Below are 17272 nucleotides of genomic sequence, written 5' to 3'. Positions count from 1 at the left end.
GGATCAGACCCCTCCAGCACCGACTGCCACAACGACAGCTCACCCACCCGCTCCGGCCGCACCGCCTCATCAGCCAGCGCATACGCCCAGCGACGCAGTGACGTTCCGACCGGCGGCAGCGTTGCCGGCCGACCGGCGCGTACCTGCTCCCAGGCCGCGGCGAAGTCGGGCAGCAGAATCCGCCAGGACACACCGTCCACCGCCAGGTGGTGCACCACGGCCAGCAGTCGGCCCGCGGCGGCGTTGGAGTCCAGCCATACGAACTGCGCCATCACTCCGGCCGAGGGGTCCAAGCGGGCCACGGCCGCGGCCGCTTCGGCCTGCGCCACCTCGTCGTGCGGCCGTCCGTCGGCCTCGACCCGCCGGATCAGGGCAGCTGCGTCCACCGAACCCGCCGGAGCCACCACCAGGCCCCCGCCGTCCTCGGCCACCAGCCGGGACCGCAGTACGTCATGGCGGTCCAGCACCGCGCGCACGGTGGCGGTCAGCCCGGCCGCGTCGATGTCCTCGGGCAGCACCAGCGTCATCCACTGCGCGAACCGCTCGAAGGAGCCGCCGAGGCTCTGTACGTACCGTGCCACCGGCAGCAGCGGCAGCCGGCCGATGCCGCCGCCGTCGAGTTCGGCGAGCACCCGAGCCGCGTCGGCCGGGCCGTTGAGCACGGCGGTCTCGGCCAGTTCGGCGACAGTGCGGCGCTCGAAGATCTTCCGCGGGGTGATCTCCGCGCCGAGAGCCCGGGCGCGGGTCACCACCTGGATGGAGCTGATGCTGTCGCCGCCCATGGCGAAGAAGTCGTCGTCGATACCGACCCGCTCCAGGCCCAGCACCTCGGCGAACACGCCCGCGAGGAGTTCTTCGCCGGCGGTCCGCGGCGCCCGGTACGCCCCGCCGGTGAACTCGGGGTCCGGCAGCGCGGCACGGTCCAGCTTTCCGTTCGGGTTCAGCGGCAGCCGGTCCAGCACCACGAAGGCCGCCGGAACCATGTACTCCGGCAGGCGCCCCGCCACATGGCTGCGCAGCTCGCTCACCGAGACACCGACGCTGAGGTCGAGTTCGAGGTCGCCGCCGTCCTCGGCGCCGGCCCCCGCCGGGACCACGTAACCGACCAGCTGCCGACCGCCGCTCCGGCTGTCTCGGGCGATCACTGTCGCCTGGGCCACGCCCGGGTGGGCCTGCAGGACCGATTCGATCTCGCCCGGCTCGATACGGAAGCCGCGGATCTTGACCTGCTCGTCCGCCCGTCCCCGGAAGACCAGCTCGCCGGAGGGCGTCCAGGCGACCACGTCACCGGTCCGGTACATGCGCTCGCCGGGCCGGCCGTACGGGCAGGCCACGAAGCGCTCCGAGTTCAGCCCCGGCCGACCGTGGTATCCGCGGGCCAGCGCCGAGCCGGCGATGTACAGCTCGCCGGTCGCACCGGGCGGTACCGGGCGCAGCGCCGCGTCCAGGACGTACACCCGGGTGTTCGGGATCGGCCGGCCGATCGGCGGGGTGCGGCCGTCGGCGGCGAGCGGTGCGCTCATGGTGGCGTAGACGGTGGCTTCCGTCGGACCGTAGGCGTTGACCACGCGCGCTCGCGGGATCGCTGCGTGCACCCGCTGCACGAGTGCCGGCGGCAGTGCCTCTCCGGCGAAGACGACGGTGTCGGCGCTGACCTTGCCCGCCACCTGGTCCAGTAGTTCGGTGAACGCGGAGGGGACGGTGCTGATCACGTTGCCGGTCCAGCCGTCGCGCTCGCCGAGGACGAGGACGTCGCGGACCACCTCGACGGTGCCGCCGGCGCACAGCGTGGTGAACATCTCGAACACCGAGACGTCGAAGTTGACCGAGGTGCCGGCCAGCATCCGTATGCCCGGTGCCACTGCGACCTGTGCGGCGAGCTGGAGCACTCCGTTGACGACGTTGGCGTGGGTGACGGCCACGCCCTTGGGCATGCCGGTCGACCCCGAGGTGTACATCAGGTACGCGAGGTGCTGCGGGCGCAGCGGGCGGATGCGCCGGGTGTCGTCGGGGTCGGTGTCGGCAGCTCCGTCGGTGTGCTCGGTGCTGCCGGTGCTCGTGGTGTCGAGGTGCAGGAGGGGGACGTCCGTCCGCGGCAGGGTCGTGGCGGTGGCCTCATCGGTGAGGACCAGGTACGGGCGGGCGTCGGCCAGGACGAACTCCAGGCGCTTGCTGGGGTAGCGGGGGTCGATGGGCAGATAGCCGCCGCCCGCCTTGAGCACGCCGAGCAGGGCCACCATCATGTCCGCCGACCGGGGCAGGGCCAGGCCCACCACGGTCTCCGGGCCGACTCCGCGGCCGATCAGATCGTGCGCCAGGCGGTTGGCGCGCGCGTTCAGTTCCCGGTAGGTGAGCGACACATCCTCGTGGACCACCGCGACCGCGTCGGGCGTGGCGGCGGCCTGCTGTTCGAACAGCCCGGGGATCGTCGCCTCGGGCACCGCTGTCGCCGTGTCGTTGAAGCCGTGCAGCAGCCGCTCGCGCTCGGCCAGCTCCAGCAGGTCGACCGCGGCGATACGGGCCTGCGGGTCCGCCGCCGCGGCGCGGATGAAGGTGAGGAACTGGTCGGCGAAGCGCACCAGATCGGCACTGCCGTACAGCTCGGCGGGGGCGTCGAGGCGCAGTTGCAGATCGCCGTCGGGTCGGCCGTCGTGGTACGTGGAGATCATCAACTCGTTGACCGCGCCGAACGATCCGCCGATGAAGTAGGCGGAGGTGCCGGCGAAATCCAGGGCTTCGATGAACGGGATGATGTTCAGGATGGGGCCGAACGGACTGCGGACGGTGCCCGCCATTCCCGCCACCCGCTGGATCGCGGAGAACTGGTGCAGGGCGTGCCGGAAGACGGCGCGCTTTTCCGCGTCGATGGCGTCGGCGAGGTCGGTGATGCGGGTGGCGAGGGGGACGTTCACGCGTAGCGGCAGGATGTTGGACATCAGGCCGGGGGTGTTCTTCGCGGCGCCGAAGCGGGTGTTGACGGTCAGGGAGAACAGCGGCTCGGTCAGACCGCAGGTGTGACCGAAGAACATCGCGGCGGCGGCCGTCAGCAGGGTCTGGGTCGTCATGCCCGCCGATTCCGCCGCCCGTGTCCAGGCGTCCGCCTCGGGCCGTGACACGGTCCGGGTGTGGCTCAGTACGCCGACGGACGCGGCGACGGCCGACCACTCGCGGACCGCTGCGGTGTCGGCTCCCTGCGATGCCGGGGGCTCGGGGTGTGCGGCGGCGGCCGTGCCGCGGTCGGCCGGCAGCCGCACCGCGGTAGATGTGTCCGCCAGGTAGTTCCGCCAGAATTCCGCATCCTTGATGAAGCGTGCGGACTCCCGGTAGCGGACGTCCTGGTCGACGACGAGCGACAGTCCGCCATGTGTCCATTCGGAGACCGGCGTTCGCGTCTTCAGGGCGGAATAGACCTCGGAAATCCGGCGCGACACCAGGGTGATCATGCCGCAGGCATCCGTCACGATGTGATGGAAAATCATGACCAGGAAGTACCGGGAATCGGCGAGCTTGATCAGGCCCGCCCGGAACAGCACGTCGCCGCCCAGATCGAAAGGTCGGCCGACGAGTTCGGCCACCAGCGTCCGGGCCGCTGCCTCCGGGTCTGCGTCATCGCTCACATCGGCGAAGAACGGGCGCCAGTCACCCAACTCCCGCGCCACCTGCCGCAGTCCGTTCTCGTCCTCCTTGAAATTGACGAGGACGGTTTCTGTTTCACTGAATGCGGTACGCAGCGCGGAATCCATGAGAGGCGCGTCGACACCACCGCCGATATCCCACAGAGCGGTCACATTGTTCGACGCTTCTGGCGACAACTTCTGTGCGAGCCACAAGCCTTCCTGAGCAGACGACACACCCAAAGAACGCAAAGTGACCATCCCCTAGTAAAGAAGCAGAAGTTGAATCCAAGAAGACCACACGGATCTCGAACAACTTTATGATCTCGAACAACTTTATTCTTGCCGGGCTACCCGGTCAACCTCATACGAATGCGACGGGCACCGTCCCGTCGACAGGACAACCGACCCCCCGGACCGGCCCACGGTCCGGTTAGGATTCGAAACCACCTCGATTGCCGGCGGGATCCGTGAGTCGCACTCGCACCCCGGAATGCATGCGAGCCCCAGCCCGCCGCCAGGTGACCCTCTTGTCCAGTCACTATCCCATTTGCTGGCCTCTCGTCTTCGTCTTGTACGGTCCGAAGAACGCTGTAAAAGGTGCAAACAATTCTTCCGGTAACGACAGCTTGGGGGCGCTTACCATGTTCGAAAACTCCAACCACGATGTAAAGTTCGTGCGCTGGCCCGCCCAGGCGAGCCAGCGCAGCTACTGCAATCAGCAGGGCATTCCGTGCCTGCTCGTTGTCGAAGGCGGAGCCACCCCGCCCATATGCAGCGACCCCTTCGAGGACTGGGTACGGGCGCCGATATCGCGCCCGGACCTCGACGCCCGGGTCACCGTGCTGCGGCTGCGCGCCTACGGGCGCAAGACACCCGTGCTCGACGCCACCGGAACTCTGCGTTTCGATACCCGGTCAGTCAGTATCTCGACCGCACAGATAGCACTGATGGAACTGCTCGTCGCGCACTTCGGCGAAGTCGTTCACCGGGACGAATTGCGCGAGCGGCTCGCCGAACGCGCCCCGAGCAGCCCCACCCGGAATTCCCTCGACCTGCACATCATGCGGCTCCGCCGGCGCCTGACCCCGGTGAAACTGGTCATCCGGACCGTATGGGGCCGCGGGTACTCTCTGGAGCCCCAGTCGGAGGCGAACATCGCGCAGAAAGCGTGCTCTTGACTGTCCTGGCCCGGTGCCTCCGACTGCCAATTCCTACGATGCCTTCAGCTTCTCCGCGATGCGGGCCAGTTCCGCCAGAGTCTCGGCGTCGAAAACCGACCGCATCGGCACGCTCACCCCCAATTCCTTGCGTATACGGCTGGCTAGCTTGGCCGCCAGCAGGGAATTGCCTCCGAGGTCGAAGAGATTGTCGTGCGGCATGGCCTCCGGTACGCCCAGCACTTCGCCCACCAAGGCGCACACGGCCTCTTCGTACGAGCCGTCGTCCCAGGAGCGGGTGCTGCCGTGGGCGAGTCCCCGCGGTGCCCGGGCGCGGAGTGCGGCCCGGTCGATCTTTCCGTTGGACAGGGTGGGGAACCGGTCGAGCAGGAGGACGGTGGCCGGCACCATGTGCTCCGGCAGGAACCGGGCCGCGTGGCTGCGCAGTTCGGAAGCGGTGACGGACGAGCCGGCCGCTGTCGTCACATGGGCGACGATGCGGGCATCGGCCAGTTCGCCGTCCACCACCGCCACCGCGAGGCCGACCCCTTCGTGACCGGCCAGCACCGCCTCGATCTCGCCGAGTTCGATCCGGAATCCGCGCACCTTGACCTGGTCGTCGGCCCGGCCGGCGAAGAACAGCTCACCGTCCGCCCGGCGCCTGCCGCGGTCGCCCGACCGGTACATCCGGCTTCCCGGCTCGCCGAACGGATCGGGTACGAACCGGCCCGCGGTGACGCCGGGACGGTTGAGATAGCCGCGCGCCAGCCCACTGCCACCCAGGTAGAGTTCCCCCTCCTGGCCGTCCGGGACCTCCTGCAACCGCTCGTCGAGGACGTACACCCGGGCTCCGGTCCACGGCTTGCCGATGCTCACTTCTTCCGTGCCGGTGACCGGTCCGGCGATGGTGGCGCCGACGGTCACCTCGGTGGGGCCGTAGCCGTTGAGCATCCGCCGGCCCGTCGACCATTCGCGGGCCAGCGCCTGGGTGCAGGCGTCGCCGGTGGACATCACCGTGCCGCCCACCAATACACCGTCGCTCTCGGTGATGCTCAGGGCAACCGGTGGCAGCACCGCATGGGTGATGCCGTGCTTGAGCAGGGTGTCCTTCAGCGGCTGCCCCGGCAGCAGTTCGTCCGCGGGGGCCACCACCAGGGTCGCACCGGAAAGCAGCCCCAGTGTCAGATCCCAGAAGGCGGCGTCGAAGCTGATCGAGGCCCATTGCAGCACCCGGTCGCCGGGGCCGGTGCCGAGCCAGGACCTCTGGGTGGCGACCAGGTCCGCCACACCGCTGTGCGGCACCGCTACGCCCTTCGGTACGCCCGTCGAGCCCGAGGTGTAGATGACGTACATCAGGTGCGCGGGCAGCAGGGGGCAATGCCGTTCCTCCGCAGCGACATTGTCGGTGCGCTCCCGCGCGCACTGCGCACGGAACTCGGGATCGTCGACCACGATCTCCGGCACGCTCCCGTCCGGCGAGGTGACACCTGCGGCCCGTACCAGCAGCACCGGTCGCGCGTCCGACACCATGTGGGATAGCCGGTCCATGGGATAGCCGGGGTCCAGCGGCAGATACGAGCCACCGGCCTTGAGCACCGCGAGGATCACCACGACGAGGTCGATCGACCGCGGTATCGCGACGGCCACCAGGGTGTCCGGCGCCACTCCGTCGGCTATCAGTCGCCGGGCCAGCTGATTGGCCCGGGCATTCAACTCCGCGTAGTCGAGGGTGTTTTCACCGAACACGACCGCCAGCGCGGGACCGTGTCGCACAACGCTGGACTCGAACAGTTCTGGAACCGTGTACAACGCTTGCTCAGTCCCTTCCGACCTTGCCTCAGGAACACTCGGGCCCACGAAGCCGCGCTGCGCCCTCTTCCGGTATCGCAGCCGAAGTGCTCGTCATCCGCGGCCATCCGCGACGGTCGATGAATTTACTCGACCGCGCCGCCTGAGCGTCATCGCCTGAAAGGGCGACGACAGATCGCCGACCGGATTACCGCTGAAATACTCCGCCACCACCACCGGCAGACCCCAATAGTGGCTCTCCTGCCGTGTCAATCCCCTCGGAACGTGGAGACGATCTATGCGGCGAGTCCCTCGGCGAGGGTGGCTCGGTAGTCACGTTCGTAGTCGATCGGGCTCTTGAACCCGCACACGCTGTGTAGCCGCCTGGCGTTGTAGAAGTCGGTGATCCAGGTGGCGATCCGGATCCGGGCCTCGGCGCGGGTGCGGAACGTGTGACGGTGCACGTACTCCACTTTGAGCACGCTGTTGAACGCCTCGCTGACGGCGTTATCGAAACAAGATCCAACTCGGCCCATGGACTGCACGATGCCCAGCTTGCGGCAGGCCCGCTTGAACTTCCGGGAGCAGTATTCGCTGCCTCTGTCGGTGTGCATGATCACTCCGCGGACGTCACCGCCGCGGGTGGCCGCGGCCATGTTGAGGGACGCGACCACCAGCTCGGCGTCGTGTCGCTCGCCCATGGCGTAGCCGAGCAGGCGGCGGGAGAACAGATCGATGACCGTCGCGAGATAGAGCTTGCCCTCGCTCGTATCGATCTCCGTCATGTCGCCTGCCCAGACGAGGTCCGGTTCTGCAGCGGTGAAGTCCCGGTGCACGAAGTCCGGGGCGGCAGCCCGCTTGCCGGGCCGGGTCAGGCCCCGGCGCCTGCGGATCTTCCGTCCGGCCAGGCCGAGTTCGGCCATGAGCTTGGCGACGGTGTTCACCGACACCCGCCAGCCCTGGCGCACCAGCATGATCCAGACCTTCGGCGAGCCGTAAGTGCCGCCTGAGGCGTCGAAGATGTGCTGGATCGCATCGGCCAGCTTCCCGCGCCGCACCTCACGAGCGGTGACAGGCTTGCCCTTCCACTTGTAGAACCACGACTCGCTCATGCCCAGCACGCGGCACGTCACGGTGTACGGAATGTTCTGCTCGGCCTTGCAGTCGCTGATCACCCCGGCTACCTGGGCCGGGTCCGCGGCAGCTACTTCACCCACAAGTTGGGGTGGCGCGTTGCCCGCGCCGTGGTGACAGCGCGAAAATCGGCTTGGGTGCCGCCCGTGTCTGACGTCGACATGACCATGGCCTGCTGAGTCCGTCCACAAGTCTGATGCCGGGACTGCATCGCGGGGCAGTGACATGTTGCTTCGAGCACGCCGGCCAGACTCGGCATCCCCCTGCGGCCCTCCGGGCGGGACCCACGCCAGCGCCTCATGGGGCGGCGGACGTGGGAGGGAAGACGGTGATGGGAGATCAGATCGAGGTGTCGGAGCTGGACGTGGGCCGGGAGTTGGTGGCGTACGTCGCCGCCCTGGACATCGCCAAGGCCTCGGCGATGGTGTGTACGCGGGTGCCCGGCAATGGGAGCCGTAAGCGGCAGGAGATCTTCAAGGCGGGCGCGACAACCGCAGCGATTCTGGAGCTGTCCGACCACCTGGTCTGCCAGGGCATCGAGTTGGTGGTGATGGAGTCGACCTCGGACTACTGGCGGCCCTTCTACTACCTGCTCGAGGACCGGGGCCTGACCTGCTGGCTGGTCAACGCCCGCGACGTCAAGAATGTCCCCGGACGGCCGAAGACGGACAAACTGGACGCGGTCTGGCTGGCCAAACTTGCCGAGCGCGGCATGCTGCGGCGTTCCTTCGTCCCGCCCGCGGCGGTCCGCCGGATACGCGACCTCACCCGCGCCCGCGCAGTGCTGATTGCCGATCGCACCGCTTTCAAGGAACGCGTGGAGAAGGTTCTCGAGGACGCGCAGATCAAACTGTCCACCGTGGTGTCCGACCTCTTCGGCGTCTCCGGGCGAGCGATGCTGCGGGCACTGGTCTCCGGGGAACGCAGCCCGCGCGTCCTGGCCGGTCTGGCCTACGGGTGCCTACGGGCCAAGCCGGAGGACCTGATGGAGGCGCTGCGAGGCCGCTTCGACGCCCATCACGGCTATCTGATCCACCTGTACCTGGAAAGCATCGACCATCTGGACGCCCAGATCGCGGACCTCGGTCACCGCATCGAGGCGGCCATCGCCGAACTCGACCCGGCCCACACGGACGGTCCGGATGCCGGGGGCGGCCGACACCTGACGCTGGTGGAGCGCCTGTCCGAGATCCCCGGCGTGGGCGTCGTGACCGCCCAGAACATCCTCGCCGAGACCGGCTTCGACATGAGTGTCTTCCCCACCCCTGGCCACCTGGCCTCCTGGGCCAAGCTCACGCCGCGCACCCTGCAATCCGGGGCGAAGCACTCCACCGGCGGCACCGGGCACGGCAACCCCTGGCTCAGAAGGGCTCTTGGAACCGCCGCTGTCACGGCCGGCAAGAGCCGCAGCTTCCTGGGCACCCGCTACCGGCGCCTGGTCAAACGCAAACCGAAGAAGAAGGCGCAGACCGCACTCGCGCGCAACATCATCGAGATCGTCTGGCAGCTGATCGCCGATCCAGAGGCCCGCTACACCGATCTGGGCCCCGACTGGTACGAACGCCGCGCCGACCCCGAACGCCGTACTCGCGAACTCGTTCGCGAGCTCGAACGTCTCGGCACACCGTCACCCTGACTCCTGCGCTTGCCTGACCGGACGGCCCGTCAGTCATTCTCGGCACGGTGCAGGTTGTCGCATGCCCAACGTTGCTGTGATTTTCCGGCCAGGCCATGCAGCGTTTGAAGACATCACGTTCCATCTCCAGCTCGCGGATGCGCTTGTTCTTCTCGGTCATCTCCCGCCGCAGCCGCTCCAGCTCAGCCCGCTCGGTATCGCGAAGCCGGCCGCCCGAGGCGGCGGGCGCGGGCCGGTCGGAGGACGCGGACCCGTTGCGCCGCCACCGCGACACCCAGCTGTGCAGCGTCCCCGGATGCACCCCGAGGTCCTCGGCGACCTCCGGGATCGGCTTGCCCGTCTCGATCACGATGCGTACAGCACCCTCACGGAACTCGGCGTCGTACTTCTGTTGCTTGGACCCCATGAACCTCTGCTTCCCCTGGTATCACGGACTCCACGGTACGAGGGGACCCTCACCGGGCGTTTCCCCCCGACGCCGCCAGTCTGCTACCGGGCCTCCTGGCAGCTACCCGGACCGGACTTCCACCGGCAGGCGACAACGAGCTTACGACCGAAGATCACTTACAACATCAGGACCTCCAGTCTGCTGGGCGCGCGAAAGATCGAGGTTAATTAGCCAGCAGAGTCACATACGGCAGGAGAGCCCCAATAGTCCTGTCTCAACTCTTTCATGATGACTTCCCGGCCCGGTCCGGTGACCGAAACTGAATCCGAAAGCACCATTCCACCCACCGTGATTCCACTGCCTGGTACGGGGGCTCGATCATGCTTGAAGGCTGCGTTCCCTGGCCCGCTGAACTCGCCACGAAATACCGCCGTGAAGGCTACTGGCTGGGCCGGCCGCTCGGCGATCTGCTGCAAGAGGCATGCGCGCAGCACACCGACCGCACAGCGGTGGTCGCCGGTGAACACCGAATGACCTACACCGAGTTGTCAGAGAAATCGAGCGAACTGGCCGGTGGGATGCTCGCGCTCGGTATCCGCCCGCTCGACCGCGTCGTGGTGCAACTGCCCAATGTGCCGGAATTTGTGGTGGTGACCTTCGCGCTGCTGCGCATCGGGGCGATACCCGTCATGGCACTGCCGGGACACCGCAAGGTCGAGGTGGCACATCTCGGTGCCCATTCCGGGGCGGTCGCCTATGTGATCAAGGACGAGTTCCAGGGATTCGACTACCGCTGCCTCGCGCGCGAGGTGCTGACGGAGGTTCCCGGCATCCGTCAGATCCTTGTCGCGGGCGACGCACAGGAGTTCACCGCACTCGATACGGTCACCACGGCCGACGAACCGGTCTTTCCGGCCGTGGATCCCGCCGAACCGGCCCTGCTGCTGCTGTCGGGCGGCACCACCGGACTGCCGAAGCTCATCCCGCGCACCCACGACGACTACGCCTACAACATGCGGGCGTGCGCCGAGGCCATGTCGGTCGGCGCGGATGACGTCTATCTCGCGGTCAACCAGGCCGCGCACAACGCCGCGCTGGGCTGTCCGGGCGTCCTGGGCACCCTGCTCGTCGGCGGCAAGGTCGTCCTGTCGACCAGCATTCGCCCCGATGACGTTTTCCCGTTGATCCACCGGGAGAACGTCACCATCACCACGCTCGTTCCGCCGTTGGTACGGATGTGGATGGACGCGGCCCGGAAGAAGCCGGTCGACCTGTCCGGGGTGATGCTGCAAGTGGGCAGTTCGAAATTCAATCCGCTGCAGGCTGAGGAAGCGCGCAAGGTGCTGGGCTGCGAACTCACCCAGTGGTTCGGCATCGGTGAGGGACTGCTGACGTACACGCGGATCGATGACAGCGACGATGTGCTGCTGAACACCGAGGGGCGCCCGCTCGCCGAGGCCGATGAAATTCTGGTGGTCGACTCCGCCGGGAAGCCGGTGGCCGACGGCGAGGAAGGTGAACTCCTCACCCGCGGCCCGTACACCATTCGCGGCTATTACCGGGCACCCGAGCAGAACGCACGAGCCTTCACCGAGGACGGATATTTCCGCACCGGAGATCTCGTGGTGCGCAGACCCGACGGAAATATCGTGATCGTCGGGCGGATCAAGGACGTTATCAACCGGGCCGGGGACAAGGTGCCGCCCGAGGAGGTCGAGGAGCATCTGCTCGCGCATCCGGCCGTCATCGACGCGGCCGTGGTGGGTGTGACGGATTCCGTGCTCGGAGAGCGGTGCTATGCGTTCGTCATCCTCCGCGATTCCGATGTCAGACCGCCGGAGATCAAGGCGTTCCTCCGCGGGCGCGGCCTGGCCGTGTACAAGATTCCGGACAAGGTGGTCCCCCTGGACCGTTTCCCGCACACCGCGGTGGGCAAGGTGGACAAGTCCGCGCTGCGATCGTCGATAGCGGGATGACGCACTGCCGGAACTCCGCTGTCCCCACGGCAGAGGAGTTCCGGCCGGCCGTACGCCGGGCTATTTCTGATAGCGGGCCAGCATGGCACAGCTGGCGGCGGGCCCGGCGGTGAAGGCGTAATCGGCCGTATCGACGCGGTGGCCCGAGCCGCGATCGACCACAACGGGTTCGACCTCTTCCCCCGTACGCGAATCTACCAGAATCATGCCGCGTTCCGCCGGGCCCAGACGGTGATTTCCCCAGGCGGCCAGGGTGACGATGACCGGGCGCAGTGAGCGCCCCAGTTCGGTGAGTACATATTCATCGCGTGGCGGGTCATTGTGATCCGGCCGGCGCTCCATGATGCCGTTTCCGACCAAGGCGTCGAGTCTTTGCGTCAGCAGGCCGTCCGGCGTCTTCAGATTCTGCTGGAACTCCTCGAAACGGGTGCGGCCGTCGAACGCCTCGTGCAGCAGCTCCAACGTCCACCAGTCGCCGATGTACTCCACCGCTCTGGCCAACGGACAGTCCTCGATCCGCTTACCCATATTGACCGCCTTCCTCCATCACACCAAGAGAGTCGAAAGATGTGGCTGTCCTGTCGACGGGACAGACGTGCCGGGTGCCGGGACAGCCGAGACCAACGCAGAAAGGATGAGTGCCAAATGTTCGTACCCGGCCAATACCGTCAGCCGGACGGCTCATGGATAGTTGACCTGCTCCGCGGCAATCCGCTGGCCCTGTTCGTCACCAACGGCAGCACGACCGACGGTCCGTACGCGACGCACCTGCCCGTCATCAGGGATCCGCAGACGCCCGACGAGTGGTCCGACGACCTGTCCGGGGCCACGCTACTAGGGCATATGAACAGGGCCAATCCCCATTGGAAGGCACTTGAGTCGGGGACCGTGGCGCTGCTGACGTTCACCGGTCCGCACGCCTATGTCTCACCGACGGTGTACCGGACAACTCCCGCCGCGCCAACCTGGAACTTCACCGCCGTGCATGTGCACGGCGTGGTGGAGCAGATCGAGTCGACCGAGGAGACGTTGGACGTCGTGCAGTCCACCGTGCGGGCCTTTGAGGGAGAATTCGGCGCCGACTGGGACATGTCCGATTCAGTCGACTACTTCCGGAAAATTGTGCCTGCGGTCGGCGCGTTCCGGTTCACCGTGTCCCGGGCCGAGGGCATGTTCAAGCTCAGTCAGGAGCAGAAGCCGGAAATACGTGAGCGTGTGCAGCAGTCCTTCACGCAACGGGAGTCCGCCCTCCACCGGGAGACGGCCGAGCTCATGAGCCGACTGCCGTCGGCGAAATCCTGATCGGTCCCCGGCCCTTCAGTTGTAGGTCATGTTCGGGGTCGTAGTTCGTCGATCTCGCTGGTCGGTAACTGGCCTGTATGCAGGTCGAGTTGCTGGATGTTGTGGCCACGGTGTCGGACCGGGAGTGGGCGGAGGAGTGGGCCGGGCGGTTGGATGACCTGCTGCTGGAGGTTGGCCGGTTCTTCCCGCGGGTGGATGCGCGGCGGCGCGCGGTGGCGTGCGTGCGGGGCTTGCTGGGGCCGGTCTCGCGGAAGAACGGCTGGCAGTTGGCGGAGTACGCCGGCGACGGTGCGCCGTGGAACCAGCAGCATCTGCTGGACCGGGCGCGCTGGGACGTGGAGGGGATGCGGGACTTCACGCGGCGTCACGTCGTTGCGGCGCTGGCGGACGACGGGGATGGCGCGGGGCCGGGCGGGGCAGGGGTGCTGGTGGTGGACGAGACCGGGTTCGCCAAGCGTGGCATCGCCTCGGCCGGGGTGGCCAGGCAGTATTCCGGCGCGCTCGGAGGCGTCTTCCCCTGCCAGGTCGGGGTGATGGCGGCATGGGCGACCGGGGCCGGGCAGGCGTTGATCGACCGGGAGCTGTACCTGCCGAAGGAGTGGACGGGCGACCCGGCGCGTTGCCGGGCCGCGCACGTGCCCGAGGACCGCGCCTTCATGACCAAGCCGCGGCTGGCCGAGGCGATGATCGAGCGGGCGCTGCCCGACCTGCCCCAGGGCGACGGAGCTGTGTGGGTAGCGGCGGACGAGGTCTACGGGCGGGAGAAGGCCTTCCGCTCCTTCCTCGAGGACCATCACTTGCCCTATGTGGTGACGGTCCAGGCGAACACGCCGGTACTGGCACGCCCGGGATGGCGGCATGCGGGTCGGCTGGTGGAGCGCGTCGCCCGCGAGGAGGACTGGGTGGAGCTGCCGGCCGGGCCCTCCCAGCTGGTACACCCGCGTCTGGCAGTGGTGGGTACGCCGGATCATCGACCCGGACGAGCCGGCCGGCGACGAGGTCTGGGCGCGATGGATCATCGCGCGCCGCCGCCCCGAGGAGCCAGCCAAGCGCGACTACTACCTGGGCTGGGGACCGCCCGGGACAGCGTTGGAAGACCTTGTGCTGGTCCCGGGAGCGCGCTGGCGGGTGGAGGAGGCGATCAAGCTGGCGAAATCCGCCTGCGGGCTGGCCGACTACGAGGTCCGCTCCTTCCACGGCTGGTACCGGCACATCACCCTCGCCCAGCTCGCCGCGGCCTTCCTGGCCGGCTGTGACGCCCAAGCCGCCCGGGAACAGGGCCCACTGGCCTCCACCCGCTTCGGCCAGGAGCTGCCCCAGCCGGCCGGCAGCCAGAGAGGGGGACCACGATGACCCCACCGGCACCCCGGCCCCCGTCCGCTTCACCGCCTTCGAGATCCAACGTCTGATCGTGCTGCTGGCCCCGCAACCCGACCGGGCCGAGCGTATCCGGCACAGCCTGGCCTGGTCCGCCTACCGCCGCCTGCACCAGACCGTCGCCCGCGCCTGCCACCGCCGCACCCGCGCACGACGCCGCATGCACCGGCCCGCATCCCACGCGGCATCAGAAGTACCGCAAGGGCCATGACCTACAACTGAAGGGCCGGCACTCCTTCACGACCCGCCGTACGGCGGGTCGTGAGCGCATGCTCCACCACAACCAGATGTCCGGAAAATCCGGCCGCCGCTTTCTTGATGACTTCTTTACGCCTCCTGACGCGCCCCGAGCGGGCCCAAACAAGGGGGATTGTGAGCACCCCCCACTTGTGACAGAGTGCTCGTCGATTAAGATCAACCGGTCAAGAGCCCATAGTTACTGGTGGGCCAGAAAACTAATCGGTTGACCGGTTCCATGGCTGCATTTCCGGCAGGAAATCGACTGCGGCGTTTCTTCACCCGCTCGATGTGCAATCAATGGGGGGATATTGATGAGTACGACCGGTGGCGTCTGGGAGACCAGGGATGTGCGGTTTCCAGGGCATTCGGGGCCAGTAATACGGCAGGGAAGGGTGCGCGGCGACCAGCCCGGGCACGGCCAGGTACTCACCACGGGGGTGGGCCTGCAAATGACGGCCAAGCTGACTTTCGAGGACTGGGAACGGGCCGGCCGTCAGCTCTCGGGCATCGTGAACTCTTCCTGCTGGTGGCTCGGTGACTGGCTGGTGTACGGGAAGGACCATTTCACCGATCGCTATAAACAGGGAATTCGGGCGGCCGGACTCCAGTACCAGACACTGCGCAACTACGCATGGGTGTCACGGCAATTCGAGATGAGCCGGCGGCGGGCGCGTTTAAGTTTTCAGCACCACGCCGAGGTCGCCTCGCTGCCGGTACCCGAGCAGGAATGGTGGCTCGACCGGGCCGAGCAGATGCGTTGGACCACCAAGCAGCTCCGCACCACCATCCGGGATGCCCAGGACGATGAAACCCGCGCGGTGGAACAGCCGGCGCCCATCCGGCGGCTCGCCGTTCCGGGAAACCGGGTCCAGTGGTGGCGCAAGGCCGCGGAACAGTCAGGGATCGACTTCGACAAATGGGTGCTGGCCACTCTCGACAGCGCGGCCGAGCAAGCCCTGGCGGACGTGGCGGAGCCGGCCGTGATCAGCGTCTGATCCGCCACGTCCGCCAGGGCCTGGATGGCTGCCAGCGCCGTCCACGCCGCAGGTTGCAGATCGCGGCCGAGGACAGCGCGAGCGTCCCCAGCCATGTTCCGTTCATGCCACGGTCGGTGAGGATGCGGGCCAGCGGCTCTGTCAAGTTGTCTGCGAGTGAGGCGAGTTGAGGCATGCTGATGGTGCGCGGGTGTCGTGAGTGGCACGGCTTTCAGTCGTGCGCGGGCGCTCCGGTGATGGTTTTCCAGATGCGGAATCGTTCGGTCATCTCGGTGCGGTAGTCACGGGCTGTGAGCAGGTGTCGTCGTGGGCGGAAGTGCGGGGAGATCCTGGAGAAGGCGGCGAGGAATCTCTGGGCGGCTCCCGTCGAGCGGAAGTTCTTCATGGCTTTCTCGCGTTGCCGGGTGCCGGGGTTCCACAACAGTGGGGTCGCCATAGTCCACGAAAACGTGGGCTGATCAGCGAGAACGTGCGGAGGCATGGCGGCGGAGCGTGTCACTAGGCGCTGGCATTCTTGCTGGTCAGCGCCTCGGGCCCGTCAAGTACGTCTGCTTGGCACGGAGTTGCGAGAGGCCAAGGTGCTCGATCTCTGATGCTACCGCCTTGCCCTTTGGTAGCGATCAACCACCCGAAGATAGTCATAAAACTAGGCAAACCGCCCTCGATTTCTCTCCTATTTCGAGGGGCGGACCGTCAGTTCCGCAGTGTGCTGACCAGGGCATATGCCGAGCCCTAGTGTGTTGCGCCAGGAATGTCATATCTAAATATGTAGACTGTTTTCATGTCGCACAGGGGACCCCGCGCGGTTGAGATCGTGCTCTCGGATGATGAGCGCGCTGAGTTGTCGCGCTGGGCGGGCGGTGCGGCGCGCCCGCGTTTGGTCGAGCGCGCGCGGATCATCCTGGCCTGTGCGGACGGAGCGTCAAATACTCAGGTCGCGGCGGACTTGGGCATCACCACGGCCACGGTGGGCAAGTGGCGCTCCCGGTTTGCCGCTCAGCGGATGGCTGGCCTGGCCGATGAGCCGCGGCCGGGTCGGCGCAAGCCGGATCTGGTGCTCACCGAGGACGAGCGTGTGCAACTGACACGCTGGGCGAGGAGGGCGAAGACCGCGCAGTACCTCGCCCTGCGCGCGAAGATCGTGCTGCGGTGCGCGGAGGGCGGGACGAACAAGCAGGTTTCCGCCGAACTCGGGGTCGCCCAGGCGACGGTGAACCGCTGGCGCTCCCGGTTCATCTCCGACAGGCTGGACGGGCTGGCCGACGAACCCCGTCCGGGCCGGCCCCCGTCGATCCTGCTCGACCAGGTCGAGGACGTCGTCGTGGCAACCCTGGAGTCGACACCGGGCAAAGACACGCACTGGTCACGCGCCTCCATGGCCGAGCGCACCGGACTGTCGAAGTCCACGATCGGCCGGATCTGGAAGAAGTTCGACCTCAAGCCGCACCTGCAGGACAGTTTCAAGCTGTCCACCGATCCGCTGTTCGTGGAGAAGGTGGTCGACGTCGTCGGGCTATACCACAACCCGCCCGAGAAGGCGGTGGTTCTCTGTGTCGACGAGAAGAGTCGTGCGCCACGAGGCGCTGATGGATCCGTGCGGGAGGAAGGACCCGCCGCCGGTTATCGCAGTGACCGGTCGAAGCTGGAGGCAGGCTGAGCCCC

The 17272-nt window shown here is 67.4% G+C and carries 11 protein-coding genes and 2 pseudogenes; 7 read left to right on the top strand and 6 right to left on the bottom strand.

Translation table 11 applies throughout. The annotated features are described in order from the left end of the window. Positions 1 to 3875, bottom strand: a 3875-nt coding sequence (locus ACF08M_RS40040) for an amino acid adenylation domain-containing protein (RefSeq protein ID WP_392190235.1), incomplete at its 3' end; no start/stop codon positions are given. 383 nt (positions 3876 to 4258) lie between these two features. Here ACF08M_RS40040 and ACF08M_RS40035 point away from each other — a divergent pair. After that, the gene (locus tag ACF08M_RS40035; RefSeq protein WP_392190234.1) at positions 4259 to 4795 is read left to right on the top strand and encodes a winged helix-turn-helix domain-containing protein; all 537 of its coding nucleotides are present in this window, start codon (positions 4259 to 4261) and stop codon (positions 4793 to 4795) included. A gap of 33 nt (positions 4796 to 4828) precedes the next feature. Here ACF08M_RS40035 and ACF08M_RS40030 read toward each other — a convergent pair whose 3' ends face one another. Both ACF08M_RS40030 and ACF08M_RS40025 read right to left on the bottom strand, forming a co-directional pair. Next, complete coding sequence (locus ACF08M_RS40030; RefSeq protein ID WP_392190233.1) at positions 4829 to 6631, bottom strand: amino acid adenylation domain-containing protein; 1803 nt, start codon at positions 6629 to 6631, stop codon at positions 4829 to 4831. 227 nt (positions 6632 to 6858) lie between these two features. Continuing rightward, positions 6859 to 7737: an IS3 family transposase gene (locus ACF08M_RS40025; protein ID WP_392190232.1), complete on the bottom strand. Its 879-nt coding sequence runs from the start codon at positions 7735 to 7737 to the stop codon at positions 6859 to 6861. A gap of 290 nt (positions 7738 to 8027) precedes the next feature. Here ACF08M_RS40025 and ACF08M_RS40020 point away from each other — a divergent pair, with 290 nt between their 5' ends. Continuing rightward, positions 8028 to 9332, top strand: a complete 1305-nt coding sequence (locus tag ACF08M_RS40020; protein ID WP_392190231.1) for an IS110 family transposase — start codon at positions 8028 to 8030, stop codon at positions 9330 to 9332. A gap of 175 nt (positions 9333 to 9507) precedes the next feature. Here ACF08M_RS40020 and ACF08M_RS40015 read toward each other — a convergent pair. Further along, positions 9508 to 9738: pseudogene (locus ACF08M_RS40015) on the bottom strand (transposase); the annotation flags it as partial. A 362-nt stretch (positions 9739 to 10100) separates the two neighbouring features. Between ACF08M_RS40015 and ACF08M_RS40010 the strand changes: the two are divergent. Then, positions 10101 to 11696, top strand: a complete 1596-nt coding sequence (locus tag ACF08M_RS40010; RefSeq protein WP_392190230.1) for a (2,3-dihydroxybenzoyl)adenylate synthase — start codon at positions 10101 to 10103, stop codon at positions 11694 to 11696. Between the two features lie 60 nt (positions 11697 to 11756). Here ACF08M_RS40010 and ACF08M_RS40005 read toward each other — a convergent pair whose 3' ends face one another. Beyond that, positions 11757 to 12224 carry a winged helix-turn-helix transcriptional regulator gene (locus tag ACF08M_RS40005; RefSeq protein WP_392190229.1) on the bottom strand — a complete coding sequence of 156 codons (468 nt, stop codon included), beginning with the start codon at positions 12222 to 12224 and terminating at the stop codon, positions 11757 to 11759. Positions 12225 to 12341: 117 nt separating this feature from the next. Here ACF08M_RS40005 and ACF08M_RS40000 point away from each other — a divergent pair, with 117 nt between their 5' ends. The 3 genes from ACF08M_RS40000 to ACF08M_RS39990 all read left to right on the top strand — a co-directional run bounded on the left by ACF08M_RS40000 (position 12342) and on the right by ACF08M_RS39990 (position 15610). Continuing rightward, positions 12342 to 12998 (top strand): FMN-binding negative transcriptional regulator, encoded by a 657-nt coding sequence (locus tag ACF08M_RS40000; RefSeq protein WP_392190228.1) that lies wholly within the window; start codon positions 12342 to 12344, stop codon positions 12996 to 12998. 77 nt (positions 12999 to 13075) lie between these two features. Beyond that, a complete protein-coding gene (locus tag ACF08M_RS39995) occupies positions 13076 to 14254 on the top strand; it encodes an IS701 family transposase (protein WP_392190227.1) in 1179 nt (392 codons plus the stop codon). Between the two features lie 810 nt (positions 14255 to 15064). Then, on the top strand, positions 15065 to 15610 hold the full coding sequence (locus ACF08M_RS39990) for an LmbU family transcriptional regulator (RefSeq protein WP_392190226.1): 546 nt from the start codon (positions 15065 to 15067) through the stop codon (positions 15608 to 15610). A gap of 211 nt (positions 15611 to 15821) precedes the next feature. Here the strand turns inward: ACF08M_RS39990 and ACF08M_RS39985 are convergent. Next, positions 15822 to 16016 (bottom strand): annotated as a pseudogene (locus tag ACF08M_RS39985) (IS6 family transposase); the annotation flags it as partial. Between the two features lie 375 nt (positions 16017 to 16391). Between ACF08M_RS39985 and ACF08M_RS39980 the strand changes: the two are divergent. Beyond that, positions 16392 to 17267: an IS630 family transposase gene (locus tag ACF08M_RS39980; RefSeq protein WP_392190225.1), complete on the top strand. Its 876-nt coding sequence runs from the start codon at positions 16392 to 16394 to the stop codon at positions 17265 to 17267. Positions 17268 to 17272 lie beyond the last annotated feature (5 nt).

The organism is Streptomyces sp. NPDC015032 (assembly GCF_043080425.1).
In the GTDB taxonomy this organism is placed as follows: domain Bacteria; phylum Actinomycetota; class Actinomycetes; order Streptomycetales; family Streptomycetaceae; genus Streptomyces.
Note: the sequence above shows the minus strand (reverse complement) of the source record. Positions and strands in the feature narration are given on the sequence as shown.